This window comes from Arenimonas sp. (assembly GCF_041919775.1).
In the GTDB taxonomy this organism is placed as follows: Bacteria; Pseudomonadota; Gammaproteobacteria; order Xanthomonadales; family Xanthomonadaceae; genus Arenimonas.
Genome location: NZ_JAYRTE010000003.1, coordinates 21,376 through 43,515 on the forward strand (window position 1 = coordinate 21,376; position 22,140 = coordinate 43,515).

Annotated in this window: 21 protein-coding genes and 1 pseudogene; 6 read left to right on the forward strand and 16 right to left on the reverse strand. The window is 63.9% G+C overall.

The genetic code is table 11. The features are described 5' to 3' along the window. Positions 1-90 precede the first annotated feature (90 nt). The 3 genes and pseudogenes from ACE3TE_RS02770 to ACE3TE_RS02780 all read right to left on the reverse strand — a co-directional run. Positions 91-543: pseudogene (locus ACE3TE_RS02770) on the reverse strand (TniQ family protein); the annotation flags it as partial. Further along, positions 540-1,325: a hypothetical protein gene (locus ACE3TE_RS02775; RefSeq protein WP_374601968.1), complete on the reverse strand. Its 786-nt coding sequence runs from the start codon at positions 1,323-1,325 to the stop codon at positions 540-542. The gene ACE3TE_RS02775 and the pseudogene ACE3TE_RS02770, both read right to left, overlap by 4 nt. Before the next feature lie 211 nt (positions 1,326-1,536). After that, entirely contained in the window at positions 1,537-4,086 is a 2,550-nt protein-coding gene (locus ACE3TE_RS02780; RefSeq protein WP_374601970.1) for a hypothetical protein, read from the reverse strand. Between the two features lie 521 nt (positions 4,087-4,607). Here ACE3TE_RS02780 and ACE3TE_RS02785 point away from each other — a divergent pair. Continuing rightward, the gene (locus ACE3TE_RS02785; RefSeq protein ID WP_374601971.1) at positions 4,608-5,351 is read left to right on the forward strand and encodes a hypothetical protein; all 744 of its coding nucleotides are present in this window, start codon (positions 4,608-4,610) and stop codon (positions 5,349-5,351) included. 169 nt (positions 5,352-5,520) lie between these two features. On the opposite strand, the gene ACE3TE_RS02790 is transcribed toward ACE3TE_RS02785, so the two are convergent. Then, a complete protein-coding gene (locus ACE3TE_RS02790; RefSeq protein WP_374601973.1) occupies positions 5,521-5,985 on the reverse strand; it encodes a MerR family transcriptional regulator in 465 nt (154 codons plus the stop codon). A 41-nt stretch (positions 5,986-6,026) separates the two neighbouring features. Between ACE3TE_RS02790 and ACE3TE_RS02795 the strand changes: the two genes are divergently transcribed. From ACE3TE_RS02795 to ACE3TE_RS02810, 4 genes are all read left to right on the forward strand, one after another. Beyond that, entirely contained in the window at positions 6,027-6,383 is a 357-nt protein-coding gene (locus ACE3TE_RS02795; protein ID WP_374601975.1) for a mercuric transporter MerT family protein, read from the forward strand. A 10-nt stretch (positions 6,384-6,393) separates the two neighbouring features. Then, positions 6,394-6,684: a heavy-metal-associated domain-containing protein gene (locus tag ACE3TE_RS02800; protein WP_374601977.1), complete on the forward strand. Its 291-nt coding sequence runs from the start codon at positions 6,394-6,396 to the stop codon at positions 6,682-6,684. Beyond that, positions 6,674-6,889, forward strand: a complete 216-nt coding sequence (locus ACE3TE_RS02805) for a GDCCVxC domain-containing (seleno)protein (RefSeq protein WP_146908791.1) — start codon at positions 6,674-6,676, stop codon at positions 6,887-6,889. Before ACE3TE_RS02800 ends, ACE3TE_RS02805 begins: the two co-directional genes overlap by 11 nt. A 119-nt stretch (positions 6,890-7,008) precedes the next feature. Further along, positions 7,009-8,370, forward strand: a complete 1,362-nt coding sequence (locus tag ACE3TE_RS02810; protein WP_374602263.1) for a transposase — start codon at positions 7,009-7,011, stop codon at positions 8,368-8,370. 137 nt (positions 8,371-8,507) lie between these two features. On the opposite strand, the gene ACE3TE_RS02815 is transcribed toward ACE3TE_RS02810, so the two are convergent. The 8 genes from ACE3TE_RS02815 to ACE3TE_RS02850 form a co-directional block, all read right to left on the reverse strand. Beyond that, positions 8,508-9,128 (reverse strand): tyrosine-type recombinase/integrase, encoded by a 621-nt coding sequence (locus ACE3TE_RS02815; RefSeq protein ID WP_374601979.1) that lies wholly within the window; start codon positions 9,126-9,128, stop codon positions 8,508-8,510. Positions 9,129-9,189: 61 nt separating this feature from the next. Then, positions 9,190-9,522, reverse strand: a complete 333-nt coding sequence (locus tag ACE3TE_RS02820; RefSeq protein ID WP_374601981.1) for a YnfA family protein — start codon at positions 9,520-9,522, stop codon at positions 9,190-9,192. 9 nt (positions 9,523-9,531) lie between these two features. Next, positions 9,532-12,729, reverse strand: a complete 3,198-nt coding sequence (locus ACE3TE_RS02825) for an efflux RND transporter permease subunit (protein WP_374601983.1) — start codon at positions 12,727-12,729, stop codon at positions 9,532-9,534. Continuing rightward, the gene (locus tag ACE3TE_RS02830; RefSeq protein ID WP_374601985.1) at positions 12,719-13,966 is read right to left on the reverse strand and encodes an efflux RND transporter periplasmic adaptor subunit; all 1,248 of its coding nucleotides are present in this window, start codon (positions 13,964-13,966) and stop codon (positions 12,719-12,721) included. Before ACE3TE_RS02830 ends, ACE3TE_RS02825 begins: the two co-directional genes overlap by 11 nt. Beyond that, complete coding sequence (locus tag ACE3TE_RS02835) at positions 13,963-15,240, reverse strand: TolC family protein (protein ID WP_374601987.1); 1,278 nt, start codon at positions 15,238-15,240, stop codon at positions 13,963-13,965. Before ACE3TE_RS02835 ends, ACE3TE_RS02830 begins: the two co-directional genes overlap by 4 nt. Before the next feature lie 53 nt (positions 15,241-15,293). Next, complete coding sequence (locus tag ACE3TE_RS02840) at positions 15,294-15,656, reverse strand: hypothetical protein (protein WP_374601989.1); 363 nt, start codon at positions 15,654-15,656, stop codon at positions 15,294-15,296. Positions 15,657-15,696: 40 nt separating this feature from the next. Then, complete coding sequence (locus ACE3TE_RS02845) at positions 15,697-16,041, reverse strand: DUF3703 domain-containing protein (protein WP_374601991.1); 345 nt, start codon at positions 16,039-16,041, stop codon at positions 15,697-15,699. Further along, positions 16,038-16,619 carry a cation transporter gene (locus ACE3TE_RS02850; RefSeq protein WP_374601993.1) on the reverse strand — a complete coding sequence of 194 codons (582 nt, stop codon included), beginning with the start codon at positions 16,617-16,619 and terminating at the stop codon, positions 16,038-16,040. The genes ACE3TE_RS02845 and ACE3TE_RS02850 overlap by 4 nt, the downstream gene beginning before the upstream one ends. A 141-nt stretch (positions 16,620-16,760) precedes the next feature. On the opposite strand from ACE3TE_RS02850, the gene ACE3TE_RS02855 reads away from it, so the two are divergent. Then, positions 16,761-17,198 carry a helix-turn-helix domain-containing protein gene (locus ACE3TE_RS02855; RefSeq protein WP_374601995.1) on the forward strand — a complete coding sequence of 146 codons (438 nt, stop codon included), beginning with the start codon at positions 16,761-16,763 and terminating at the stop codon, positions 17,196-17,198. A 263-nt stretch (positions 17,199-17,461) separates the two neighbouring features. On the opposite strand, the gene ACE3TE_RS02860 is transcribed toward ACE3TE_RS02855, so the two are convergent. The 4 genes from ACE3TE_RS02860 to ACE3TE_RS02875 all read right to left on the reverse strand — a co-directional run bounded on the left by ACE3TE_RS02860 (position 17,462) and on the right by ACE3TE_RS02875 (position 22,124). Continuing rightward, the gene (locus ACE3TE_RS02860) at positions 17,462-17,677 is read right to left on the reverse strand and encodes a hypothetical protein (RefSeq protein ID WP_374601997.1); all 216 of its coding nucleotides are present in this window, start codon (positions 17,675-17,677) and stop codon (positions 17,462-17,464) included. A gap of 122 nt (positions 17,678-17,799) precedes the next feature. Continuing rightward, positions 17,800-18,078 carry a BPSL0761 family protein gene (locus ACE3TE_RS02865; protein WP_374601999.1) on the reverse strand — a complete coding sequence of 93 codons (279 nt, stop codon included), beginning with the start codon at positions 18,076-18,078 and terminating at the stop codon, positions 17,800-17,802. Between the two features lie 386 nt (positions 18,079-18,464). Continuing rightward, complete coding sequence (locus ACE3TE_RS02870; RefSeq protein WP_374602001.1) at positions 18,465-19,436, reverse strand: glutathione S-transferase family protein; 972 nt, start codon at positions 19,434-19,436, stop codon at positions 18,465-18,467. 57 nt (positions 19,437-19,493) lie between these two features. Beyond that, positions 19,494-22,124 carry an EAL domain-containing protein gene (locus ACE3TE_RS02875; RefSeq protein ID WP_374602003.1) on the reverse strand — a complete coding sequence of 877 codons (2,631 nt, stop codon included), beginning with the start codon at positions 22,122-22,124 and terminating at the stop codon, positions 19,494-19,496. Positions 22,125-22,140: the final 16 nt, after the last annotated feature.

Here is a 22,140-nt window from a genome sequence, read left to right on the forward strand (position 1 = left end):
GGAACGGCATTTCCGGCGCTTGCTGTACTTCGCGCCATGGTTCTGCTTAGAGCCACATCTAGCGCAGCGCGTCGCCATCTGGCACCGATGGATTGGACACACCGTGAGCGCTCCGAACGCCCAATACAGAGGCTCAAAGCTGTAGTCATCATCCCACTCGAGGTAGCAGCGTGGGCACCATTTGCGTGCGCTGGCTGAGTTGTTGCAGTTCGCGAATCCGATCCCCGTCAAAACAGGAGACAGGTTCAGGAAGCTGCCCCGATATAGGTCCGGCACACCGGTCGCGGCCCTTATGCTGGAAACGCACCCCTCGGTTCTAGGTCCTGGGCCGATCAGGGCATTCCTATTGCGCAAATCACGAAACATTGGGCCGGCCGTGGCTGGGCAGTTCGCTATTAGGCGCGTTACGGCAAATACGGACATGCCGAGGCAGCCGCCAAGCCTCGATAGGTAATGGTCAAGGGACTCGACGTTGCCTTCGTTGTCCTCACGTAAGGGGACGGGAGGGAAGAGCGTGAACTTAAACCGTTGCGAAGGCGTCACGTTTCCACCCCATCACAATCTTTGAATGTGGGGTGGGTATATCGCGTTTGGATCTCCTTGAGCCTCTGCGCGCTCTTGCGCAAGTTCATCACCTCAAATGGGCTGGGGAAAGATTGCTGCAAGTCTTTCCTACTGATCACTTCGGAGCCTCGAGCCAGCGCCTCGTCACGGGCGCCGTAAAGAATCCTGCTGACTCCGTCAATGGCCGTCTGCGTGGCTTCGCCAATGGCGGCCAGAAGCTGCAAGGGAAGGTGTTTCGGCTCGAACTTGAGACCTTTCGAAAGCGACTTCACTAGAAACGCGAAGTTTCTTCGACCGGAGGGCTCGTTTAGGTCGTAAGGGTTTATGAAGACATGGCGGGATCGCCGGTTAATCTCTGCGTACGTGGACCAGAGACCGCAGCCCTCAGGCGTGGTGGTGAGAATTATGCTGGACCCCATGCCCGTTGCCGCGGACATCAGGTTGAGCGTGTGTTGAACAGCGCTTCCGTTCACTCTGTTCTGCACCATCAGCGAAGCGTGTTCAATGGAGACGACTTGCGTCATCCGATGGCTTCCGGAAGAGATGTTTGCGCGCCACGTCTCCCATTCGGTGCGAGGCAGCCGCTCTTTTCTCCATGTCTCCTCCAGAACCTCAATCTCCCGTTCCATCCTCAGGAAGGGAGAGCGATCAGCCTCCGGCTCTTTGTAAAGCCAATCAATCTTTGGGACGTGAATCTGCTCAAAAAGTGAGACAGCGAGATCCTTTGGCGAGAAGAAGCCGCGATCGCCAAGCAGGCTCATTATTTCGACAAAAGGAACCCTTCCAGGGGGCCAATTCTCAGGTTGCCCATAGAGCTCCCGGGCGACCGTATGACGAACCCAGGTTTTGCCCGAGCCCGAGACTCCAACCAGAAAGATTACTCGGCCTGGAACAGCCTGGAGTAGGTACTTCCTGAGTGCCTTGCATGGTCCGCAGAACTCTGGGTGAGGGACGAGCAGGGGACTAGCGCTTTCAAACGAATCCATCTAGCGTCTCCCAGTCGTCGTCGTCCGCAGGATAATCTTGGGAGCCGGCGCGACCATCGTCTTCCCCGATGGGAGGGGCGACACTTACATGTGCTGACGCAGCTTCGTTTATCGCCTTGTGGCGGTTATAACGTTCCTTCTTCTCCTCGCGCTTTGTGGCGCGTGCCTCCGAAGAGGTGATGGGCTGAGTCAGAAGCATCCAGAGCTTCTCGGGGTCCGGAACCTGGAGATACGTGAGAACCGCTCGGTTGAAGACTTGGTACCATTTCGTGTCAAGACGGGCATACATAACCGACGGATTGACGCAGTCGCGGCGAAGCTCATCCACCTGCTTGACGCCTTGCGCCGCTGCCTGAAACTCAATGGACGAGAACCTGCCGTTAGAGGTACGAACGTATCCGCGCTCTATTCGCGGCGTTGTGCCGGTCGAGATAGACGTGCAAACGAGAAGTGCGGCGTCGAGGCTCGCAATGCGACCTGCGAACTCGCCAAAACTTCGTAGCTCGTCCGCATGCGCATTGGGGGAGATGTTGTCTTCGTTTGGGCTGTTGGCCAGGTCTACGTAGAGGAATCTCGTGAACTCCTCCGTAATGCTGGTAAAAGCTATCCGTGCAGTCCGACGGCTTTTGAATTTCCCATCGACTGCGCGCCCAAATTGGTCTGGTTTCGTAGACCCGGCAAGCTTGTGGGCGAACTGGGAATTAACTCTTCCGATCACATTCTCGGCCAGGCCGTTGTATCTGCTTCCCCCGGTGGGGCTATACATCCAGCTGATGCCTACCTCCCAGCAAAAAGTTTTGAACCAGTTGGAGGTGTTCTCACATCCACGGTCGAGAAGGATGAGAGAAGGCAGGAATCCGTTTCGTGAGACGTACTCCCTCAGTAAGATGGCTAGTCCATCTGTCCGCGCAGGACCGAAAATGAGCGCGTGTGCCATTGGCTTCTTCGTCGCGCCGTCGATCCCAACGTAGAATCGTGCTTTCTCTGCTGGGAAGTTCGTTGCCAGGTTTGGCGCAGACCGATTGTCCAGGGAGGAAGAGTCAATGTGCAGGGTGTGTCCGTAGGCAATTGGCGGCAGCGAGCGTCTATCCGGGGGCGTGATTCCTTTTAATGCCTGGTAGGCGCGCATGCCGCCCAACGCGAGTGCTCGCTTCAATGCGTTAGATGCCTGGACGGCAACTCGAAGAGTGGACTTGCAGCAAGGGGCGAACCCCTTCGATTGGCAGGCCTGCGTCAACTCGACGTGTAGCTCGTCGAGGTCGGTTACTTTTCCGGATTCCCAGAACTTGTGAATGACTTCGGTCAGGATCTCCGGATGTTGGCTATCTAGCCGTGGCCGACGGTTTCCGCATCTGTGCGTGTTTCCTAGCAGTGCCTCAATTTCAGTAAGTCCATCCTTCACCTTGCGTCGCATCATGCGTTCTAGGCGTATCGTCCGTTCACTCACCGGTCCTTTGCCATTTCGCATGGCCTTGATCTTCTTAAGTCTCCTCTTGGCTATTGCGACGTCGTTGGTGGTGGCTGTGAGGATTGGCCGCGAAAGGTCAATGGGCGCGAGGGAGGCAACGGATCTGTCGAATATAAGCTCGTCTGCGGCGGCAGCATGAGATGCATCCTCAAAGAGCAGGAAGTGGTCTTCCAGTGTTATCGACTGACTCCTAAGCATTCCATGGGCGAGGCCGCGAGCGAGCATGAGGCCGGTGTGCCGGTTATTGAAACCAGGCACATTTGCGCAGATTTCGAGAGTCGTCCGCGGCCCCTCTGCGAGGACATTCGTCGCTCTTCTGAGAAGCGATTCGTCTCTCACCGTTGTGGTTTCACGGGACATCGCGTAGATGAACTCCAGGTTCTGGAGCTCCACTCCGAAAACATTCGCTTGGGCGAAGACGTCGAACCGGAGTCCTCTAGTCGCCGCCCAGTTCGCGAGGGTCGGGTTTGTCCAGCTCCCGTCCTCTAGCTCCCATTGCGAGTGTGCTTTTCTGGCTTGCTTTTCCAGCCAGCTTGCGGATTTGCATTCGACGAGCGTGACAGAGTTCTCCCTTAGTACGAGAACGTCCGTGGTTACGGATGTGACGTAGCGCTTGTCTGTTCGATCCCTGCCTTCTACGTTGGGAAGCCGCACCTGTGTTCGGTACGCAATGACCGTTGGGTCGAGTTCGAGCATGTAAAAATATGCGCGTTCAACGGTATGGCTTTCGAACGGCCATACATCAAGGCACTTCTGCGAGAACAGCCCACCTACAACATTGTCGAGAGCCCCTTTCCCAACAGGTCGGGCCGGGGCCTCCTGGATGATCCGCTCTAGCTCAGGCCAGTTCTCCCTAGGTATTCCGGCTTTGGCATAGATGGCTCGCCGATCATCAGGCCCACAGGGCGAAGGGGGCGGTACGAAGGCAGGTGCGAGGAGCCCGGAGAGAAGCCGGTTCGTGTTTTGCTGTTGCGCGTTCTCAGCCTCTATTCGGTTGGAACCATTTGTGGTCGATTGCCCGGTGGCATGGGGTTCGCAGACGAAGACCGGATCGTCGAGGGTCGTCATGAGATTGGTCCTTTCCGTCATAGGCGCACGGGTCCCTAGGCCGGCGCAAAGGCGCGACCAAGGGCCCCGGAGGGGCCAAGTTGACAAGGGGTGGGGACGGAGTAATCTCGGACCTGCAGGGATTCACTACTTGCATGAACGAGCCGGCTCAGGGGGTTGCCGCCCCCTGGGCCGTTTTACTTTCCGTCGGTTCAATTCGATCTGGGGGCTGGGCTACATGCGATCTCCCTGGAGGATGCTAGATCGAGCCTACTGGCTGAATCGGCTCCCGGGCACCCCCAATTTTGAACGCCAAAGTTCTGTAACCCATTGAGTCATATAGCCTCGGGGGTTCCTTTTCAGCGAAGCGCGTTCAGGAGACACTGTTCCGCCCAAGATGCGAGGGGCGGTCAGTGCCAAGCCCGAACTCCCTTAGGCGAGCGAGAATCCGAGCGACCGCTGGGCTGCTGGAGGCGGCGCGCCTCAATCCTGGATTTGAGCGGGCGGGCCATCTCTGTCCGGTGTCGCCCACCTGGATGGGAATGGGTCCACAGAGGAGGGGCCTCTACTGCCTAGGCGACCGAGCGATATCGCCGAAGCTGCTTTACCGGCTGATCGTCGAGCTTCCAGCGGTGAGCCTCGCTTGGAACTCCTCCGCTTGGCTGTGCCTCGACCAGGCCGAGACACAGGGGCCGCTTGAGTCCAAGCTTCGAGCGCTCGTCGGCAGCGAGGTCAACCTTCTTCCTCTGGAGCAATTGCTCGAGGCTCTCGCGAAGCGATCGCTGAAGTCCGGCCCTTACGACCTCGGGCTTGTAGTCACCTACATCTGCGCGACCAGACTAGCCAAACTCAAGCGATTCGACGTGCTTGCGGGTCTGCTTTCGATGAGGCTTGCCCGCTCACTCCACATGCTAGCCGTTGATGATCTGTTTGCCCCAATGGCACGGGAAATCTGGTCCTATTTCGGTTTCACCTACGTGCGCGGGCTGAAAGTGAGCGGGCACAGGGTTCGATTCCATGAGGATGCTATGGACTTCGCATGTGCCTTCATTCGGGAGGCCGAAGCTGGGGCCTCGCTCTATATGCTCCCGGGCAAGCCCATGCGCAGGCTTTCGGTCAGCGCGCTAACGGAAGTTGTCTCAGAAGTGCTTTTAGGCCTGACATCAACGTCGTGGGAGGAGGCGAACCGTACGCTGCGTGAAAGCGCGAAGCTTGGGTTCCACAGGGGGGAAGCAGCGCGCCGCAAGGTGAGCAAAAACGTCGCAATCTTGGAGCCGGTGGATTAGCTTTCAGGTTATCCAGCGGGCGCTCTACGACTGGGACCTCTGTGGCGGCAAGTGCTAAAAAGCGGTTCTGGTGCTTGCTGAGCCAGCCCGCTGGGGCGGCAGCGACCGGCACCTCTTAGGCAGGCCAACTTCCGCTACCGACCTATTGTGTTGAAAAACTATCTCCAACTCAGGCCGCATCAGCACGGCTCGACCTGACGTGCTGCCCCCGCGACCGCGGCAACGGCTCGGTACCCGCATGCTCAAGCAGTTCGAGAGTGGGACAAAACGCGCCTACGCTGGCCTCGCCGCAGCTCGCGACCAATTGCGATAGCTGACGCTCGAGCTTGCGTAGTTCGCCGAGCCGCTTTCGAACGTCGAGCAACTTGTTTTCGGTTAGTCGCTTGGTTTGCTCGCAAGCGCGTCTGCCATTGAGCTCCAGCAGGCCAACAATCTCATCGAGGCTGAAGCCCATGGTCTGGGCACGGCGAATGTAGCGGAGGCGAGCGAGGTCGCTCGATGTGTAGCGACGGATGCCGCCAGCAGGGCGCTTGGGCTCGGACAGCAGCCCGCGCCGCTGGTAATAGCGCACTGTCTCAACGTTTACTGCCGCCGAGGCAGCCAGTTGACCGATCGTGAGGGCCTGCAAGTCCATGGCTTGACTCCGTACTTGGGTACGGAAGGTATTATGCGCCCATGTCCAGTAATCCCCCCAAGTCGACCACACCGGCGATCCTGGTCGCATCCCTCGCCGCCATCGGCGCATCAGTATGCTGCGTCGTGCCGCTGGTGCTGGTCTTGATGGGCATCAGCGGCGCATGGATTGCCAACCTGACGGCCATGGACGCCTGGCGGCCTTGGTTCAGCGCCGCCACACTGCTGTGCCTGGCGCTGGCTTTCTGGAATCTCTATGGCCCGTCGTCGCGATGCCGCAGCGACGGCGTCTGCGTCAGCCCGCAGGTCCTCGCCCGGCGGCGGCGCTGGTTGTGGCTGGCCGCCATCGGCATCGCAGTACTGTTGTTGTTTCCCTACTACGTGGTCTGGTTCCTCTAGGAGAGTCCCGATGCGCAACAAATGGATAGTTGGCCTTACCTTGGCGTTGTCGGCTGGCCTAGCGGCCGCCGCGGCGCCGAAGAAGGCGGTGCTGGACGTGCAGAACATGACCTGCGCCGCGTGCAGCATCACCATCAGCAAGGCGCTCGACAAGGTTCCCGGCGTGCAAAGCAACCACGTCGATGCCGAGGCGGCGACGGTGACGGTGGTCTTCGATCCAAGCCGCACATCGATAAGCGCGGTCAGCCGTGCGATCACTGATGCAGGCTTCCCGGCCAAGGCTCGCGCAGATGGCGGCTGAGCTGGAGTTACAAAGTACGTTGACTTGTCCCCATTGTGGTCATCAGGCGACAGAGACGATGCCGACCAACGCCTGTCAGTTCTTCTACGAATGCCTCGGCTGCGGCCAACTGCTGCGCCCGAAACCGGGTGACTGCTGTGTGTTCTGCTCATACGGCACGGTTGCCTGTCCGCCGATCCAGGAACAGAAGTCGTGTTGTGGCTAACGTGCTAAGCGCACCGACATAATTGCCGCCATATCTCGCCAGTAGCTACGTAATGCTATTGATTGACCGCAACTGAAGTGGTCAAATTATTTCCCATCGATCCAGCGGAAATCGCAGCGATGATGGGACGTCAGGAAGCCGGGCAAGCGCCCCTGTTCTACGCGTTCAACCTCGAAGACCACGTCCCGGCGAGCCACATGCTCCGCGGCATCGACCACTTCCTGGACCTGGGCGAGCTGCACCAGCACCTGGCCCCGCACTACAGCCACACCGGCCGCCCCTCGATTGATCCGGGCCTTCTGATCCGGATGCTGATCGTGGGTTACTGCTTCGGCATCCGCTCGGAGCGTCGGTTGTGCGAAGAGGTCCACTTGAACCTGGCGTACCGCTGGTTCTGCCGGTTGGGCCTGGAAGATGCCGTGCCGGACCACTCAACATTCTCCAAGAACCGCCACGGCCGCTTCCGGGACAACGACACCCTGCGCTTCGTATTCGAGAAGGTGCTCGAGCGCTGCCTGGCCGAAGGCCTGGTCGGCGGCGAGGGCTTCGCGATCGACGCCAGCGTGATCAAGGCCGATGCTAACCGGCAGCGGGGCGTGCCGGGTGCCGATGCGGCCTGGGACCGGGAGTCGCCGCTCGCGCGCCCGGTCCGGGAGTATCTGCAGGCGCTGGACGACGCTGAGACGCCGCGCACCCCACCCAAGAATGTGTCGCTGACCGACCCGGCGGCGCAGTGGACCGCCGCGCCCGGCGGCCCGGCCTTCTACGCTTATTCGACCAACTACCTGATCGATGTAAAGGCGGGCGTCATCGTCGATGTGGAAGCCACGCCTGCGTATCGGACCGACGAGGTCCAAGCGACACGGACCATGGTCGACAGGGTCGAGCAGCGCTTCGACCTCAAGCCGACCCGGCTGATCGGCGACACCGCCTACGGCACGTCGGAAATGTTGGGCTGGATGGTGGATGAGAAGGGCATCGAGCCCCACGTGCAGGTCTGGGACAAAGCCGAGCGCAAGGATGGGTCGCTGGGGCGGTCCGACTTCAGTTGGGACGCGGAAGCTGACGAGTACCGCTGCCCCCAGGGCAAGCCACTGCTATCGAGCGGCAAGCCAACCGCCGACAACACGCTGATCTATCGCAGCAGCCTTCACGACTGCACCAACTGCGAACTGAAGGCGCGGTGCTGCCCCAACACGACGCATCGAAGGATCGCCCGCCAGGTGAACGAGTCCGCACGGGACGTGGCGCGCCAGCTGTCGACGACGAAGAGATATGCCCAGTCACGGCGACATCGGAAGAAGGTCGAGATGCTGTTCGCGCACCTCAAACGCATCCTGCGGTTGGACAGATTGCGTCTACGCGGCCTGAAGGGCGCTAGAGACGAGTTCCTACTGGCCGCAACGGCACAGAATTTACGAAGAATGGCAGCGTGGTTGATGCCGAAAAGCCCCGAAGCGGCAATGGCAACGGCCCTTTGAGGACAAAGGGCGCTTGCGCGCCCATTTTCTCGTCGCCCCTGGCCAAATAATCATTGATCCGGCCGAACCGCTAGACCCAGCCGCCCGCCAGAAAGCGAGTTTTTCAACAGAATAGACCCAAAGCGGACCTTCGTTGATCAGACCTCGGTTTGCTCCGCGAGCTCAAGCGCATCATCCAACTCGACGCCAAGATAGCGGACGGTGCTTTCAATCTTGGAGTGACCCAGCAGGAGCTGGATAGCCCGCAGGTTCCGTGTGCGTCTGTAGATCAGCGCCACCTTGGTCCGCCTCAGGCTGTGCGTCCCGTAGCGCGAATCGTCGAGCCCGATTTGACGCACCCAGTGATGGACGATGCGCGAGTATTGCCTGGTTGTGAGGTGTGTCGATCCGGCGTTCCGGCTCGGGAACAGGAAGTCGCAGGGGTCGAGCGACTTCTCGGTAATCCATCTGGCCAGCGCTAACCTCGTTTGTTCAGTAATCTCAAACTGTACCGGCGTCTGCGTCTTGCGCTGCATCACCATTGCGCGATGAAGGATCTGCGCGCCGTGGCTGATATCCCTGACGCGCAAGCCCAAGAGGTCGCAGGCGCGGAGCTTTGAATCGATGGCGAGGTTGAATAGCGCCAGATCCCTGGAGCGATCCGCGATCTGCAGCCTGACCCGAATGGCATAGATTTCATTGAGACGAAGCGGGGCCTTCTGTCCTACCAGCCTCCCTTTGTTCCAGACTTGGCGCCGAGCGATGGTCTGGGTTGACATGGCAGTCACCTGTGCGGGACTGCAATCGTGCGCCGGCTTGGTCGCAGCGGGGGCGACTTGGCTACCTCTGCCAGTGGGCCACCAGCATCACCGCGACGCCTGCAAGGATCAGTCCGGTGCCCAGCAAGTCGTAGCGATCCGGGCGGATGCCGTCGACCGCCCACAGCCAGCCCAGTGCCAGCGTGACGTAAACACCGCCATAGGCCGCGTAGACGCGGCCCGAGGCTGCCGGGTGCAGGGTGAGTAGCCAGGCGAAGGCCGCCAGCGCCAGCGCCGCGGGAACAAGCCACCAGGCCGAAGCCTGGTGCCGGGCCCAGAGCCAGACCAGCCAGCAGCCGACGATCTCCGCGAGCGCGGTCAGTGCGAACAATCCGAGGGCGGCAGGCAGGCTCATGGCGGCGCCTCAGGAGACCACGTCCGGTCCGTCGTCGTCACGATGCAGTAGCCGGTACAGCGCTGGCAATACCAGCAGCGTCAGCAGTGTCGAGGAAACGATACCGCCGATCACGACGGTTGCCAGCGGCCGCTGCACCTCGCTTCCGGCGCCAACGTTGAATGCCATGGGGACAAAGCCCAGCGAGGCCACCAGCGCCGTCATCAGTACCGGTCGCAGGCGTCCGAGCGCGCCGTCGCGGATGGCGTCGTCCAAGCGGTCTCCTTCCTGCCGAAGCTTGCGGATGAAGGCGATCATCACCACGCCATTGAGCACCGCCACGCCGGACAGTGCGATGAATCCGACGCCGGCCGAGATGGATAGCGGAATGTCACGCAGCCACAGCGCCAGTACGCCGCCAGTCAGCGCCAGCGGTACGCCGCTGAAGATCACCGCGGCATCGCGACCCGAGCCGAACGCCATGAACAGCAGGCCAAAGATCAGCACCAGCGTCACCGGCACCACCACCGACAGCCGCTGGCTCGCGGCGATCAGCTGCTCGAAGGTCCCGCCGTAGTCCACCCAGTACCCCGGCGGCACCTCCACCTCGGCATCGATGCGCTGGCGCAGCTCCTCGACGAAACTGCCGAGGTCACGGCCGCGCACGTTGGCGGTCACCACGATGCGTCGCTTGCCGTTCTCGCGGTTGACCTGGTTGGGGCCTTCCACTACCTCCAGGGTGGCCAGTTCGCGTAGAGGTACCGTGCGCGGCGTGCCGGTGGTCCAGTTGGCGCCACGGCTGGCCTCGTCGCCGTCGTCGTGGCCGGGCAGTGGGATCGGCAGGTCGGCCAGGCGCGCCGGGTCCGCACGCAGGGCTTCGGGCAGGCGAACCACAAGGTCGAAGCGTCGGTCGCCTTCGAACAGCTGCCCGGCCACCGTGCCGCCAACGGCTGTCTGCACCGCGTCCTGCACCGCAATCTGGTTCAGGCCGTAGCGCACGAGTCCCTCGGGCTTGGGCGTGATGGTCAGCAGGGGCAGGCCGGTGGCCTGCTCCAGTTTCACGTCAGCCGCTCCAGGAACCGTCCGGGCCACGGCTTCGAGTCGTTCGCCGACCTCGACCAGGGTATCGAGATCATCGCCGAAGAGCTTGATGGCCACGTCGGCACGCACGCCCGAGATCAGCTCGTTCATGCGCATCTGGATAGGCTGGGTGAACTCGTAGTTGTTTCCCGGCAGGGCCCTTACCGCCGTCTCGATTTCGGCTACGAGCTCAGCCTTGGTCTTGCGCGGGTCGGGCCACTCATCACGCGGCTTGAGCATGATGAAGGTGTCGGCCACGGACGGAGGCATCGGATCGGTGGCGACTTCGGCCGTGCCGATCTTGCCGAATACGCGCTCGACCTCTGGGAACTGCTTGATGCGCGCCTCCAGCGTGCCCTGCATCTGCACGGCCTGGCCCAGGCTGGTGCCCGGGATGCGTAGCGCGTGAAGGGCGATGTCTCCCTCATCCAGGCTGGGAATGAACTCCGAGCCCATGCGACCGGCAAGCAGTCCGAACACCACGACCAGGCCGGCGGCCGCCGCGACCACCGGCAATCGGAAACGAAGCGCCCAATCCAGGGCCGGTGCGTAGGCGCGGCGGACCGCCTGCAACACCCGGCTTTCCTTCTCCTCGACTTTCCCGCCGAGGAAAACAGCCACCGCCGCCGGCACGAAGGTCAGCGACAGCAGCATGGCCGCCGTCAGCGCGATGACCACGGTGAAGGCCATCGGATGGAACATTTTTCCTTCGATACCGGTGAGCGCGAAAATCGGCAGATAGACCGCCGCGATGATGGCAACGCCGAACAGGCTGGGTCGGATGACCTCCGCCGTGGCGGAGGCCGTCAGCTCGAAACGTTCCTGGCGGTCCAGAATCCGTCCAAGCGCATGCTGTCGTTCGCCGAAGCGCCGGATGCAGTTCTCGATGATGATCACCGCGCCGTCCACGATCAGGCCGAAGTCCAGGGCACCCAGACTCATGAGGTTTCCAGAAACACCGCCCCGCACCATGCCGGTGATCGTCATGAGCATTGCGATGGGAATCACCGCGGCGGTGATAAGCGCGGCGCGGAAGTTACCCAGCAGCAGGAACAGCACCACGATCACCAGCAGCGCGCCTTCAACCAGGTTCTTGCTGATGGTGGCGATGGTGCGGTCCACCAGCGCAGTGCGGTCGTAAACCGGCGAGACCCGGACGCCGTCCGGCAGGGATTTCGAGATCTCGGCCAGGCGATCGGCGGTGGCGTGGGCGACTTCGCGGCTGTTCTCGCCGACGAGCATGAAGACCGTGCCCAGCACGACTTCCTCGCCGTTCTGGGTGGCGGCGCCCGTGCGCAGCTCGGGCCCTTCGCCGACCTCGGCGACGTCGCCGACCCGGATTGGAACGCCGTCGCGACGGTCGAGCACGATCCGGCGCAGCGCGTCGAGATCAGCCACCTGGCCGGGCACGCGCACCAGGTATTGCTGGCCATTGCGCTCGATGTAACCGGCGCCAACGTTCTGGTTGTTGCGCGCCACCGCATCCACCACGTCCTGCAGGGTGAAGCCGAAGGCGACGAGCTTGGCCGGGGCGGGCGTGACGTGGATCTGCCGGGCGTAGCCGCCGATGGTGTTGACCTCGGTCACGCCCCGGGTGTTGCGGAGCTGTGGCCGCACCACCCAGTCCTGCAGGGTGCGCAGGTCAGTGGGCGTCCAGCGGGTTCCATCAGGCCGTGTGGCGCCAGGCTCGGCCTCCACCGTGTACATGTAGATTTCTCCCAGGCCCGTGGCCACGGGACCCATCTCGGGCTCGATCCCCTCAGGCAGCTGCGACTTGGCTTGCTGCAGCCGCTCCGCCACCTGCTGTCGCGCGAACCAGATGTCGGTGCCGTCCTCGAACACCACCGTCACCTGCGACAGCCCGTAGCGCGACAGCGAGCGGGTGTAGTCCAGCCGGGCCAGGCCGGCCAGCGCGGTTTCGATCGGGAACGTGACCCGCTGTTCGGCTTCGAGCGGCGAGTAGCCCGGGGCCTCGGTGTTGATCTGCACCTGGACATTGGTGATATCCGGCGTGGCATCGATCGGCAGTTTGGTGAAGCTCCACGCACCCAGCGCACAGAGCGCCAGCGTGAGCAGCAGCATCAGCCAGCGGTGCGCGATCGATAGGCGGATGAAGCGTTCAAGCAGTCCTGGCTCTTCAGTGGTCATGCGAGGCCCCCGACTTCTCGATGTCGGCCTTCACCAGGTAGCTCTGCGCCACCACCACCGGATCGCCGGCTTCCAGGCCCGAAAGCACTTCAACGTTTACGCCGTCGCGTCGGCCAAGTTCGAGTGGACGGATCTCGTAGTCGTCGCCATGGCGCACGAACACGACGTCCCAGTCGCGGAAGCGCTGCAGCGCCGCCAGCGGCACCATCAGCGGCACCGGCTGTTCGGCCACGGTGACGCGGGCACGCACGGCGGCACCAGGCCGCCAGCGGCCGTCCGCGTTCACAACGGTGGCGCGCGCCACGGTGCTCTGGCTGGCGGTGGCGGTGCCCGGCAATACCCGGTCGAGCGTGGTCTGTACGGATACCCCGTCGCTCAGGCGAGTCACGTCGACAGGCAGGCCCTGGGTGATGTGCTGCGCGTCGGTGCCGAACAGGTGCAGGTCGACCCACAGCTCCGACAGATCGGCGACTTCGAACAGCGGCTGCTCGCCCGCCAGGTCGCCGACCGCGGCGTGCCGCGCCAGCACGGTGCCGGCCAGCGGCGCGGCCACGGCGTAATCCGAAAGGCTGACGTTGCTCTCGACCGTCGCCAGGGTTTCGCCTGCCCGCACGGTATCGCCGACGCCGGCGCGCAGCGCCTTCACCGGCCCAGGGAAGCGTGCCACCACCCGGGCATAGCGGCCTTCGATGGGCGTCAGCAGGCCCTGCACCTCGTGCTCATCGCGAATCACGCCAGGGCCGGCGGGCGCAACGACGATGCCGGACGCCTCGGCCACCGCGGCGGCGATCGTCGTGCGGCCCTCGTAGCTCGGATAGGTCCAGGACAGGTTCTTGCCGTCGATGCGTGCCGTCACCGTGACATCGAACGAGTGCGGCTCGTACACCTCGAGACTGCCCACAAGGTGGTCGCCCCGGGGCGTGAACGCGTGCGTGTCGGTCGTGCCACCCAGGCGCGCGAGCACGACCCTAAGCTCGACGGCTTCGGGCGGCAACGGTTCGCCGTCCTTGTAGAGCCACGCGCGGTACTCGGGCGGCACGCCGTCCTCGAAGATGGCGAGCTCGACGGTGTAGGGTCCGTCCGTGAGCAGGCGGCCATTGTGCTCGCCCTTGGCTGGTTCGGCAGCCGCATGGTCGTCGTGGTCGCCATCTTCGTCGTGGGCGTGGTCGTCGCCGCCGCCGCAGGCCGACACGGCCAGACCGATCAGGAGGGGGAAAAGAATCCGGTACAGGCTCATGGCGTGGTCTCGTTCGGGGCGACTTCCGCAAGCACGAACGGCTCGGCGGTCAGGCGCTGGATTTCGATCAGGGCGAGGTGGAAGTCGCGCGCGGCGGCAATGCGTTCGCGGCGCGCGTCAAGAAGTTCCGACTGCAGTTGCGCCCATTCCAGGTAGCTAAGGGCGCCGGCGCGATAAGCCTGGGCGGCCGCCCGCTCGGCGCGTTCGAGTGCAGGCAGCACTTTCGAGGCGGATTGCCGGACTGCGATGCCGTCGGCCTGCATGCGGCCGTGAGCGTCGGCAAGGGTGGCGCGAAGGTCCAGGGCGCCTGCTTCCCGTTCCAGGGAGAGCGCGTCGAGTTCGGCCTGTGCACCCCGGATCGCGGGTTCGGCCCGGCGTCGGCTGCCCAAGGGCACCGATACGCCGCCCATCAGGGCCCAATCGCCCGAGCCCTGCAGCCGGCGGACGCCGATCTCCCACTCGATGTCCGGACGTGCCTGCGCACGCGCAAGGCGAAGGCGGGCCTCGCGCAGCCGCGCTTCGCTGGCGAACCCTTTCAGTTCCGGCGTGCTGTCCAGCAGCTTCACCAGCTGCTCGAAGCCCGGCGTTTCGGGCAGGGCCAGCAGGTTGCCGGCGACAGGGCCGGTCGTTTCGCCGCCCCACATGAGGGCAAGGCGACGAAGGCCCGCGTCGGTGGCGGCCTCGAGGCGCGCGCGGCTGAGTACAGCGCGGGCGACCGCCGCTTCGGCGCCGAGCTGGACCGACCGTGGCGAGGCGCCAGCCGCCACCCGCTTACCGGCCGCATCAGCGGCGTCACGACGCTGCGCCAAGGTGGCGTCCCATGCCGCCGCTTCCTCCTGCAAGGCGAGCACGTCGAGATAGCGCCTGGCGACCTCAGCCAACAGGTCCAGGCGGCGCGCCTCGCGCTCGGTGTCGAGGGCGGACAAGCGTGACCGGGCAACTTCGACACGGGCTTCGCGCCGCGCCGTCGACTCGATCACCGAGCCCAGGCTCAGGGTCAGTTCGGTCTCGTCGGCGCCGCGGTATGCGCCCGAGCCCAGCGCATTCTCCAGGCTCGCGCCGACCACCCAGGCAGGCTTCTGTGCCGCTTCGTCGACTTGGGCGCCCAGCGCGGCCTGCTGCAGCGGCAATCGCCGCAAGTCGGGATGGCGTTCCAGGGTGAGCGCAAAGGCCTGGCGCAGGTCCAGGGGCGGTTGTAACGGCGTTGCGTGGGCCGGCAGGGCCAGCACGGCGCAGCACCACAGGACGGCCAGGGCCGCCTTGGTCTTCGACATTGGAAATCTCCGGAAACGGGCAAGCGGGGCATGGCCCCGGTGACGTCAGGGCGTCAGGCCGTTATCGGAGGACGCAGGAACCGGGAAGGCTGTGATGGCGTATGCGTTGGCAAACATTCCCGTGGAGGCAATGCCTCGAGGCGCTGGGCAATCCAGTCCAGGGCCGGCGCCGGCACGGCCGTGGCGTGCAGGCAGCAGTCGAAGACGTGCAGCAAACCGTCGAGGGTTCCCGGTTCGGACGAATCTACTTCCAGGGCTACGCCATGTTCCGCCGCCATCGACGCCGCGCGCTCGTGTTCGGCCTCATGCAGCTCGTGGCCTGCAGCGAGCACGGGCTGCGCCAGTACGCAGAGGAGCGCCAGGCCGAAGAAAAGAGCTTTGGCGACTCGCAGGGATGGGCGGAACAGGGAGATCATCGGCGGTGAGGGTACCGGCTCATGTCGTGGTTACACAATTTCAGGGATCTTGCGCGTCAAGCACGACCTGCAGGTCGGCCGGCATCGGCATCGGCCGGGTTGGGCTGACGTTCGCACCGCCTGTATTTCCGATCGGCACCCAGATCCTCGAGAAAATCGCCGCTGCAGCGATTCGGGTGAGTTGCCCGGCGATCTCCTTGAAGTCATGGCGTTGCCAGCCAATCCGAAGCATGCCCAGGTGGCTCTTCACATGCAGCCAGGTGCGGCGCTGTCCCAGGATGTGCGCGCGCTCGAGGTGATGAAAGGCGAGGTCGAGGTCGCCCGCCCGTCGCGCGGCTTCCGCGAGCGACCATTCTTTGGAAAATGCGGAGGCGAGGATGTTCATGGGTTTACGTCCTGAGGATCGTTGTTTCCAGCGTTTCGCCACCCCGGCCAGGCTTCGCGCAGGACCTGCCATGAGGTGTGCAGGAAGAGCAGCGCCACCAGCGTACCTACCGCGGCGTCCGGCCAGGGGCTTTCCGTGAGCGCCACGATGCCCGCTGCGGCGATCACGCCGGCGTTACTGGCCAGATCATTGCGGGAACACAGCCACACGGAGCGCATGTTCAGGTCATCTCCCCGAAAGCGCATCAGCAGAAGAAAGCACGCCAGATTGGCCAGGAGCGCGATGGCTGCCACGCCCGCCATCATCGGCGCCAATGGCTCGGCCCCGGCCACGAGCCGGCGCACAACCTCGGCCAGCACCAGCAGCCCGAAAAGGCCCTGCAGTACGCCCTTCAGCACGGCGGCGCCATTGCGTTGGCGAAGGCTGCCACCCACCACCGCCAGGCTCAGGGCATAGACGCCCGCATCGCCCAGGGCGTCGAGCGAGTCAGCTTGCAGCGCGCTGGAGTCCGCCCACCAGCCTGCCGTGAATTCACCGAAGAAAAGGCCGGCATTGATGGCCAGGACGGTCCAGAGCACCCGGCGTCGGGCGCGATCCGGCCTGTCCTGAGGTGTCGAGGGGGCGTCATTGCAATGGCAACCAGACATGGCGGCTTCTCCTTGTTGGCGCTACCGTAAAGCCCGTAGCTGCTACAGGGTCAAGGCCTCTTGGAGGGTCCCATGAAGATTGGTGAGGCGGCGGCCGTCAGCGGCTGCCATCTGGAAACGATTCGCTACTACGAGCGGATCGGCCTGTTGCCCCGCCCGAGCCGAACCGGCAGCGGCTACCGGGCCTACAGCGCCGAGGACGTTGCGCGCATCCGCTTCATCAGCCGAGGCCGGGAACTGGGATTCAGCCTGGACGAAATTCGCAGCCTGCTGCGGTTGACCGAAGATCCGGAGCTTTCCTGCGAACAGGTGGACTCTCTCGCTCGCCACCATCTGGCGGAGATCCAGGCGAGGCAGAAGGAGCTTCGCCGCATCGCCCGGGAACTGGAGCGGACCATCGCCGGATGCGCTGGCGGACGCCGGGCGGCCTGCGCGATTTTGGGCGCGCTGCAACAGTCGGCGCCGCGAGCCTCCTCAAGAAAGCGCGAGGATGTTCATCGCCCCATCTGAAGAATCGCCATTGGTTGCGGGCGATCAAGGTCCGCTCTTGGCCGATTCCAGCCATGTTGCTTGGTCGGATCCCAACCCGAGGCGAAGGTTTACGAGTCATCGGAGACCCCCAAATCGAAGGCGGTGACCTGCTCCTGTGGGACGATTCTTGAGGCGCCGGATTCGCGAACTAACAATCTGCTCGGCGACGACTTCGAGAGCCATTCGCCTTGGAGACTGGAATTCAGGCAAGAGGCATTCTTGTCCCCCGTGCGTCCTTCCTACTAAAGATTGATCACTTCAACTTCAATCTTCATGCTCCCTGGATCGTAGAAACAGACTTCAAATCCGTGATCTCGTTGAGCCTTCTTCGCGGCGGTGTAGAGAGTGAGCGCCTTCCGTAGTAGCTCAGCGAAAGCGATGGAGCGAGGCTGAGCTACAGAGTCAAGGGATCGAATGATTTCATCCGAAACGGTTACGGCAATTCGATAGTTCGCCATCGTTGACACTCCTGAATTCGCATCTTGTGCCGCGACAACACTGCGGCAGATGGACGCTCCGAGATTCCACACCGGTCCGCACCTGGCCGGTAGCGGACGCCATAAGCGTGACTTCGTTCGTTTCACTCGGGAATTGCGAGCCGCGTTGAATTCTGCAATGGGCCAGAGGTCAGCGATTCAGACCATTCAGGGATCTTATCTGGCGACTCAAGGTTCAGTCCGCCTCCGAACACTTTGTTTGCTCGAGCTGCGCCGGCCAGTTCTTCGATGGTCGGGAAGTGTCGGGCGATCACAACCGCCCGCCTCCGCAGAGAGCGAGGAAGGCTGTCGTCTTTCGCTAACTCGACGAGAAGCCCGCCGGCCCAGACCAACGCACGTAACCGTTCTTCTGGTGTTGACATGATGTTGCTCCGATTTCGCACTTTGAGAGAAAGAAGAGCGTGCCGTGCTCAGGAAGCTGACCCCGTATCATCGGCCCGCGAGACGCACTGGAGAGTCTCCGCGTGCTTCAGACTGGCTGGTCGAACTCTCACCGGCTGCGACTCGTCCGGAGGCGATCGAATCTCGACGGGCAGGTAGGCGCCCGCGGGAGGGGCGAAAACGTACGGGCTATGCCGGCCAGCATCCCGGAGTTCGAACTGGGAAGGCGCCTAACCCATTGAATAAAAAGGCCCGTACGGAATATGCCGCTTCAAGAGAAGCATAGTCCGTACTGACAAGCCTAAATCCGGGGCACCCTATGGTTCCTCCCGGGTACGGACTTCACCCATCTGCCCACGGCCCGGCCTCACCCCCGCCCGTGCGGCGCCTCCAGGTCCAGGATCGGCCCCCTGGGCACGATGCCGGTCGGATTGATCATGTCGTGGCTCTGGTAGTAGTGGCCCTTGATGTGCCGGAAATCCACCGTCTCGGCGATACCGGGCATCTGGTAGAGCTCGCGCAGGAAACCCGACAGGTTCGGGTAGTCGGCGATGCGGCGCAGGTTGCACTTGAAGTGGCCCACGTACACCGCGTCGAAGCGCACCAGCGTGGTGAACAGCCGCCAGTCCGCTTCGGTCAGCGTATCGCCGCAGGTGTAGCGGGTTTTCGCCAGCCTTTCCTCCAGCCAGTCGAGCGCGGCGAACAGCGGCACCACGGCGTCTTCATAGGCCTCCTGGGTGGTGGCGAAGCCGGCCTTGTACACGCCGTTGTTGATGTCGTCGTAGACGCGCCGGTTGACCTGGTCGATTTCCGCGCGCCGCAGTTCGGGGTAGAAGTCGCCGGGCGCGGCGCCGACGCCGTCGAAGGCGCTGTTGAACATGCGGATGATGTCGGCCGATTCATTGCTGACCACCGTCTCGCGCTCGCGGTCCCACAGCACCGGCACGGTGACGCGGCCCGAATAATTCGGGTCGGCCTTGAGATACAGCTTGTACAGGCGGTCCACGCCGAACAGCGGGTCGGGCACCACGCCGGGGCCGGGCTCGAAGGTCCAGCCTTCGTCGCCCATCAGCCAGTTCACCACCGACACGCCGATCATCTTCTCCAGGCCTTTCAGGCGCCGGAAGATCAGCGTGCGATGGGCCCAGGGGCAGGCCAGCGAGACATACAGGTGGTAGCGCCCGGGTTCGGCCCTGAAGCCTCCCTCGCCATCAGGCCCGGGTGCGCCGTCGGCGGTGACCCAGTTGCGGAATTTCGCCTGCGACCGCTCGAAGCGGCCGCCGCTCTTGTCGGTGTCGTACCAGGTGTCCTGCCACTTGCCGTCGACGAGCAATCCCATGGTTTTCTCCGTGTCCTGAACCAATACACGGACCATAACGCGCCGGCCGCGGCGGGGTCAGTCCACGGATAGACCGTATCGTTCCAGGATCTCGTCGGCCGAGGCCGGCTTCGAGAACAGGTAACCCTGGCCCAGGCTGAGTCCAAGCAGTCGCAGCTGGTAGCGCTGCTCTTCCGATTCGATGCCTTCGGCGATCACTTCCAGGCCCAGCGAATCGGCCAGCAGCCGGATCGCGCGCACGATCGCGGTGCTGCCGCCGCTTTCGCCGCTGCGCAGTTCATGCACGAAGCTGCGGTCGATCTTCAGTCCGTGCAGCGGGAATCGGTGCAGGTAGCTCAGCGACGAATACCCGGTGCCGAAATCGTCGAGCAGCGTCAGCACGCCGGCGTCGCGCAGGCGGCCAAGGCAGGCCTGGACCTGTTCGGGCTGCTCGAGCAGCGCGCCCTCGGTCACCTCGAGCCGCAGGCAGGACGGGCGCACGCCGTGGCGCGACATCAGTTCGAGCATGCGCTCGTCGAAGTCCGGCGCGCGCAGGTGCCGCGGCGAGACATTGAGCGTCGTGTAGGCGCGGCCGACCGACAGGCGGCGGATGTCCCGGCACACCAGGTCGTAGAGCTGCCAGTCCATGAGTTCGAGGCTGCCGGTTTCCTCGGCGGTGCCGAGGAATTCGTCGGGGCCACGCAGGCCGCGCTGCGGGTGGTGCCAGCGCATCAGCGCCTCGAAGCCGACCAGGTGGCCGTCGGACAGGCTCAGGATCGGCTGGTAGTGGGGCACGAACTCCTGGCGGTGCAGCGCGCGGCGCAGGTCGCCTTCCAGCTCCAGCAGCTTCAGCGCCGCCTCGTGCAGGTGTTCGTCGAAGATCGCGAAACGCTGGCGGCCGTTGGCCTTGGCGCGGTACATGGCGACGTCGGCGTCGCGCAGCAGTTCTTCCGGGCTGCGGTAGCGCGCGTCCACCAGCGCGATGCCGATGCTGGCCGAGGTGTAGAGCTCCTTGCCGGCGATGCGCATCGGCTCGGCCAGCGAGGAGATGACGCGTTCGGCCACCGCCACGGCATCGTCGGCGGTATGGATGAAATCGAGCACGATGGCGAACTCGTCGCCGCCCAGGCGCGCCACCATGTCGGGGTCGCGCACGCAGCGGCTGATGCGTCGGGCGGCTTCCTTGAGCAACTCATCGCCCACCAGGTGGCCGACCGAGTCGTTGACCACCTTGAAACGGTCGAGGTCGAGGAACAGCACCGCGAACAGCTGCTTCGGGTCGTGGCGGTAGCGCGACAGCGCCAGGCCCATGCGCCCCAGCAGGTGGCTGCGGTTGGGCAGGCCGGTCAGGGTGTCGTGCATGGCCTCGTGCTTGAGCTTGTGCTCCATGCGCTCGCGCACCGAGATCTGGTCGAGCAGTTCGCGGTTGGCGTCGGCCAGTTCGCTGGTGCGTGCGGCCACGCGCTGTTCGAGTTCGGCGTAGGCCTCGCGCAGCGATTCATGCGCCTGCCGGCGCTCCAGCGCCTGGGCGATGTGGAAGGACACGAAGCTCAGCAGTTCCTGGTCGCGCTTGGTGTACAGGTAATCGGGCGTGTAGCTCTGCACCGCGATCACGCCGGCGACGGCGCCTTCGATCTGCAGCGGCACGCCCAGCCAGCACACCGACGGCGTGCCGAAGGACTGCACCTTGCCCTCGGCAACCAGGCTGTGGATGCCGTTTCGGTCGGTCAGCAGCGGTTCGCCGGTGGCCAGCACGAATTCGGTGAGGCCGCGGGCCAGCTTGCGGCGCGGGCGGGCCTGGTCGCGTTCATCCACCGAGTAGGGGAAGTCCAGCTCCTGGCCGTCGGGCGTGAGCAGGGCGATGAAGAAGTTGCGGGCGTCGAGCAGGGCGCTGACGATGCCGTGCACCTCGGCGTAGAAGACCTCGATGCTTTCGCTGCGGCCGGCCTGTTCGGCGATGCGGAACAGCGCCGCCTGCAGCCGTTCGCTGCGTTCGCGCTCGGCGACCTGCTGGCGCAGTTCGCTGGTGCGTTCGTCGACGCGCCGCTCCAGTTCCTCCTGGGCGTCGCGGCGGGCCAGCGCGGTCAGGATGTGCTGGGCCACGTAGCCGAGCAGGGCGCGGTCGTCTTCGCTGTAGCGGGTGTCCGGGTCGTAGCTCTGCACGACGACGGCGCCGCGCACCACGCCCTCGTCCACCATCGGCACGCCCAGCCAGTCCTCGCTGTCCGGGCCCAGGGCCTCGTCGCGGCCGACGCCCATTTCCTGGCGCACGTCGACCGATGGGCCCAGCACCGGCTTGCCGTGGCGGATCAGCGCCAGGGTGAGGCTGTTGCCCATCTCCGACGCAGGGATTTCCTCGTCCGGGTCCGGACACACCGGGTCCTGGCTGTCGGCGAAGTAGATGAAGCGCATCGTGTCCGTTTCCGGGGCGTAGCGCACGATGTAGAAGTTCTCGGCGTACATCAGCCGGCCGACGATCTCGTGCAGGCCGCGCATCACCGTCGCGGTGTCCTCGCCCGAACTGGCCAGGTCGGAGATGGCGAACAGCGCGCGCTGCAGGCGTTCGGCCCGGCCCAGGCGCTCGACGTCCACGCGCAGTCGCTGGACCTCGGCCGCGAGCTCGGCGGGGTCGTCGGCGCGCAGGCGCACGGGGCCGGCGGGTGGCAAGGCGGTGGCGGCGCTGGACGAAAGCGGACTGCGAGGCTTCAAACGACGAACCCTTCCC